The organism is uncultured Cetobacterium sp., from assembly GCF_947039425.1.
GTDB lineage: Bacteria > Fusobacteriota > Fusobacteriia > Fusobacteriales > Fusobacteriaceae > Cetobacterium_A.
This window is the reverse complement of the sequence record NZ_CAMQYW010000121.1, coordinates 1-5,415: the sequence shown is the minus strand read 5'-3', so window position 1 is coordinate 5,415 and position 5,415 is coordinate 1. Positions and strand designations below refer to the sequence as shown.

General features: G+C 25.8%; 7 protein-coding genes. All 7 read left to right on the top strand.

The features are described from left to right. The first annotated feature begins 252 nt into the window (after positions 1–252). On the top strand, positions 253–1,416 hold the full coding sequence (locus tag Q0V09_RS07135) for an ABC transporter substrate-binding protein (protein ID WP_297487944.1): 1,164 nt from the start codon (positions 253–255) through the stop codon (positions 1,414–1,416). Positions 1,417–1,516: 100 nt separating this feature from the next. Continuing rightward, a complete protein-coding gene (locus Q0V09_RS07130; protein ID WP_297487942.1) occupies positions 1,517–2,284 on the top strand; it encodes an ABC transporter permease subunit in 768 nt (255 codons plus the stop codon). Beyond that, positions 2,278–3,045: an ABC transporter permease gene (locus Q0V09_RS07125; RefSeq protein WP_297487938.1), complete on the top strand. Its 768-nt coding sequence runs from the start codon at positions 2,278–2,280 to the stop codon at positions 3,043–3,045. Before Q0V09_RS07130 ends, Q0V09_RS07125 begins: the two co-directional genes overlap by 7 nt. Next, positions 3,038–4,015 carry an ABC transporter ATP-binding protein gene (locus Q0V09_RS07120; protein WP_297407656.1) on the top strand — a complete coding sequence of 326 codons (978 nt, stop codon included), beginning with the start codon at positions 3,038–3,040 and terminating at the stop codon, positions 4,013–4,015. Before Q0V09_RS07125 ends, Q0V09_RS07120 begins: the two co-directional genes overlap by 8 nt. A 2-nt stretch (positions 4,016–4,017) precedes the next feature. Continuing rightward, the gene (locus tag Q0V09_RS07115) at positions 4,018–4,602 is read left to right on the top strand and encodes a CDP-alcohol phosphatidyltransferase family protein (protein WP_297487936.1); all 585 of its coding nucleotides are present in this window, start codon (positions 4,018–4,020) and stop codon (positions 4,600–4,602) included. A gap of 128 nt (positions 4,603–4,730) precedes the next feature. Then, complete coding sequence (locus Q0V09_RS07110) at positions 4,731–5,045, top strand: hypothetical protein (protein ID WP_297407653.1); 315 nt, start codon at positions 4,731–4,733, stop codon at positions 5,043–5,045. 130 nt (positions 5,046–5,175) lie between these two features. Next, positions 5,176–5,415: sodium/glutamate symporter (locus Q0V09_RS07105; RefSeq protein ID WP_297487933.1), on the top strand; the 240-nt coding region annotated here is incomplete at its 3' end.

Sequence of the window (5,415 nt, the reverse complement as noted above, 5' to 3'; positions counted from 1 at the left end):
AGCAGGAGCAGTTGCATCAGGTGATAAAGCCACTGCTATAAAGATGTCATTAACAGCTTCATTAATATTCTTTGCACTAACAATGATAACAAAATTAGTTGCAAAAAAGGCTAAAAAAAATGCCTAGTAACTTATTATTAAATAGGTTATAATTTTAAGGAGAACTTATGTTCTCCTTATTTTCATACAAGATATGATTATTTATATTTTGTAATTAATTAATACATAAATTATATATTAGAAGGAGAGGAAATGTTAAAGAATATAAAAAAATTAATTGTATTATCAGTAGTTGCGTTGAGCATTGTAAGCTGTGGTAAAAAGGAAAGCAATGAGGTTAGTATTTATATGTGGGGTGGATCTAAAGATATAAATAAATTTATGGATGAGGTGGTTACTCCTAAAATTTTAAAAGATGATAATATCGTCTTAAAAAGAGTTCCTATTGTAGATATAAAAGATGTTGTTAACAAACTTATAATAGAAAAACAAGCTGGGAAAAAAGATGGAGCTATTGATGTTTTGTGGGTAAATGGAGAGAATTTTAAAGCTTTAAAAGATGCAGGAGTTTTAGAAAAAGATATATTAACTAAGGTTCCAAATAGAAATTTATTAAAAGAGAGTACAACAGTTAAAGATTTTGGTGAACCAATAAATAATTTAGAAGTTCCTTTTGGCGAAGCACAATTTAACTTTATATATAATGAAAAAAATGGAGGGAAACCTTTTACAAGCTATGAAACATTGGAAACTTATGTAAAAAATAATCCTGGAAAATTCACGTATCCAACAGTTACAAATTTTACAGGAAGTGCCTTTGTAAGAAATATAGCAATAGATATTTTAGGGTTTGATAATATCCAGAATATGAGTAATGATGAGTTAAAAGAAAATTTAGAAAAAGTTTGGACATATTTTAATAATATAAAACCATATCTTTGGAGAGAAGGAAAAACATACCCAGAATCAGATGGAAAGATAGATTTGCTTTATTCAACAGGAGAACTTAATGTTGCTATGGGATATACAATAAATAAAGTTAATTTTAAAATAAATTCAGGAGAGTTTCCAAAAGAATCAAAGAGTTTTTTATTAGATAAAGGAACTTTATTTAATAATCATTATTTAGCCATTCCTGCTAATTCTCAACATAAGGAAAATGCAATTAAAGTAATAAATGAATTAATATCACCAGAAATTCAAATGTTAAAGCAATCACCTAAAAATTGGGGAGATTTTACTGTTTTAGATTTAAATAAATTAAATTCGAAGCAAAAAGAAGAGTTTTCAAAAATGTTAGAAACTGGTAAAATGGTTGATTTAAAAGAGCTTACAAGTAAAAGAGTATTTGAACTAGCTCCAAGTAAGTTGAAAATAATAGATGAAGGATGGATAGAAAGGGTTGGAAAAAATTAAAAAAATAATATGTTTGATTCCTTTTTTATTATATATATCAGTGTTTTTTATATATGGATTATACTATGTATTGATGACGTCTTTTGGATATAATCGAATAATGGAAAAATCTTGTTTTACATTGGATTTTTATGGAAAAGTTTTATGTAGTGAAAGTTTTTATAAAAGTCTTTGGTATACAGTTAAACTAAATAGTATTTCAGCTTTTTTAGCTTTAATATTGACAATTTTAGTTTTATACTTAGTTTTTTTAAGCAGAAGAAAAGGTTATTTTTATGGAAAATTTTTTCAAAAAATAATTGAAGCTCCAGTTTTTGTCCCTTACTTAGTAGGGGCATATGGAGTTTTATTACTTTTAATGAAAAGAGGAATTATAAATAATCTGTTATATAGATTTGGATTAATAAATACAATAGATAATTTTCCTATTTTAACAAATGATTCAAATGGAATTGGAATTATTTTAACTTATATTTGGAAAGCGTTACCTTTTATGACAATGATGACTTTACCAATAGTGTTTAGAGTTGATAAAAAATGGGATTCTATTGGAAAATTATATGGAATGAGTAATTTTTCATTTTTTAAAAAAATTGTATTTCCATTAATTCTACCAACACTAAGTGTAAGTTTCTTTATTGTTTTAACTTATTTATTTGCCTCATTTGAAGCTCCTTATATTTTAGGAGTTACATATCCTAAAGTTTTAGCTGTAAGCATTTTTGACTTATATGCTAAGAGCTCACTGGATAAAAGAGGAGAAATAATGGTTATGAATATAATGATTTCAATAATAGGTTTAATATTTGGAGGAATTACTTGTATAGCACTTAAATTTTTCTCTAAATTTGAAGAGAGAGAGTGGTAAAGAAAATGGGAAAAAAATTAATTATAATTGTTTACTTTATAATATCTTTAATATTCTTATTACCTTTAGTAGGAATAGTTTTAAAGAGTTTAAATTTAGAATTATGGAGTAGCGTTATTTCACAAAAAGGAACATATACAAGTTTAGGAACAACAATTTTAGTTGCTATAATAGCAATGGGGATTAATTTTGTAATAGGAACTCCTTTAGCAGCTTTTATGGCAAGGGAAAACTTTAAAGGAAAATATATAATAGAATTTTTAATAATTCTTCCATTAATAGTGCCAGCAATGGTTAGTACTATGGGATTGCAATTTGCTTTTATAAAATTAGGGTTAATTGAAACGATTTTAGGTGTTGGTATAGTTCACAGTGTGACAACAATGCCTTATTATGTAAAAAGTATGAGAGCAGGATATTTAACTCTTAGTAAAGATTATATAAATATGGGTAAGATTTTAGGAGCGAATTCACTTGAAATATTTTTTAAAATAACTCTTCCAATTTTAACACCTTCATTTTTAGTTGGAATGTCTTTAGTAATAATAATATCTTTAGCTCAATATTTAGTAACTTTTATAATTGGTGGAGGGAAAGTTATGACCTTACCAATTTTAATGATGCCATATTTATCAAATGGAGATATTGGAAGCGGTACAGTATATAGTGTAATTTATGTATTATTTACTTACTTCTTAGTTTTTCTAATTGGAAAAATCTTAAAAATTATATATAGAAAGAGTGATAGAAACAATGATTAAAATACAAAATATATCAAAACATTTTTCAGGGTTTTCACTAAAAAATATAAATTGTCATGTGAAAGAAGGGGAATTTGTAAGCATTTTAGGACAATCAGGATCAGGGAAATCAACAATCTTAAATTTAATAGCAGGATTAGATCCAATATATAAAGGGGAGATATTAGTAGCTAATAAAACCCCAATAAAAGCGATAAAAAACAGTGATATATCAATGGTATTTCAACAAGATTTATTGCTTCCTCATTTAAATGTTTATGAAAATATAGCCTTTGGTTTAAAAATAAAAAAAGTTCCAAAAGCAGAGATTAATACAAGAGTTAAAGAGGCTATTTTAGAGATGCATTTAGAGGGAAAAGAAAAACATTTTCCAAATGAACTATCAGGAGGAGAAAAGCAGAGGGTATCAATCGGACGTGCTCTTGTAACTAGGCCTAAAATTTTATTGATGGATGAACCTTTTTCAGCACTAGATTTTAATCTAAGAGAATATATGCAAAAATTAATAAAAAATTTACATAAGAAATTAAATATTACAATAATATTTGTAACTCACGATAGAGAAGAAGCATTTTATCTTTCAGATAAAATAGGAATTATGTATAAGGGAGAACTTTTAGACTACGGAACACCTGAAGAACTTTATTATAATTCTAAAAAAATGTATACAGCTCAATTACTTGCTGTTGAAAATATTTTAAAAAAAGAAAGTTTTGAGGAAATTTTTAATGAAAAAATTTCTAATGGAACCTATGTAGGTCTTCGTGGAAAAAATATAAAGCTTTGTAAAGAATCTAAAATAGAGGGAATTATAAAGAATATTGAATTTAAAATGGGAGAATTTTTATTAGAGGTTCAAATTAATGAAGAGATTCTTAAAATTGTTAGTTCTGGAGATGAAAGATATTCAATAGGTGAAAAAGTTTTTATAGATTATGATATAAATAGAAAAATAATTATAGAGGGGTAAAAATGTTAGATACGCATTGTAGAAAATATCTTCAACCATTAATAAAAAAAGGAGCATTACTTGCAATTAAGTTAAATTTAAGTGCTAATAATGTAACTGTAATAGCTATGCTTCTAGGAGTGACAAGTGGAGTATTAGCTTATTTAGAATATCCAATTGTAGCAATTTTAACATTGTGGTTTTCAGGATATTTAGATGCTGTTGATGGGACTATAGCAAGAGAACAAAAAACATTTTCATCTTTTGGAACAGTTATGGATATAACTTTTGATAGAATAGTAGAAGGTGCTGTTATAATAGGAATAGCTTTAAAATATCCTCAATTTAGTTTAATATCACTATTTTTAGCAGTAAGTATTATAATATCAATGACCATTTTTTTAACAACTGGATCTTTAGCAGAAAATAAAGGAGAAAAAACTTTTCATTATCAAGCTGGATTAGCAGAAAGATCAGAAGGATTTATAATGTTAAGTTTAATGATAATATGTGGTGAACGTGCAGATGTTATTATAAATTTATTTACAATAATAGTTCTTTTTACAGCAGGTCAAAGATTTGTAGAGGCAAAAAAAATATTGAAATAAAATTACTTCACTGAATAAAGGAAAAATAGTTTCATTTTTTTTATTTTTAAAAATATATTTTCTTTATTTTTAGGTGCAAATGTGGTATATTAAATTATGCAAATAAATTCACATACGGAGGGGTAAAAATGAGAAAGTTAAATTATTTAGTTGGATTATTTTTAATGGGGTCTTTAGCCTTAGCAGGAAGTAAGGGAATAACAAAAGAGGGATATGTTTTTACTAAAACAAAAATACAATTAAAAGAGTATATTAATGTATTGTCAGTTGAAAGTTATAAAACAGCAGATGATCATTTGGAGAAATTAAGAATTAAAGATGAAGGTGGTATTTTTAAAGCTGGAACTTTAGTTTATATAGTAAGTAATCATAAAGAATTAGTTGAAATTAGACCTAATGGGTCAAATAAGATATTTTGGACAAAAAAAGAAGCTATAAAATAAAAATACCCTGATAATTTTAATAAAGTTATCAGGGTATTTTTTTATTTTTTGTTATATCTAATAAATCTTGACTTTTTTAAAATTAAAAAGTAATAGAATTAATACTATAAATTTTATTTGGGAGGGATATATGGGATTTTTAATAAAATTTGATATGATTGGAACTTTGGCAATTGGGCTGCTCTCTTTTTATGTGGGATTATACATAAAAAATAATTCTAAATTTTTTAATAGATTTGGAATACCAGCACCAGTTATAGGGGGAATTATTTTTTCACTTATTCATTTATTTATAAGAAGTTTTAAAATAGGTTCAATAGAATATAATACAATACTTCAGACGCCATTTATGGTTGTATTTTTCACTACA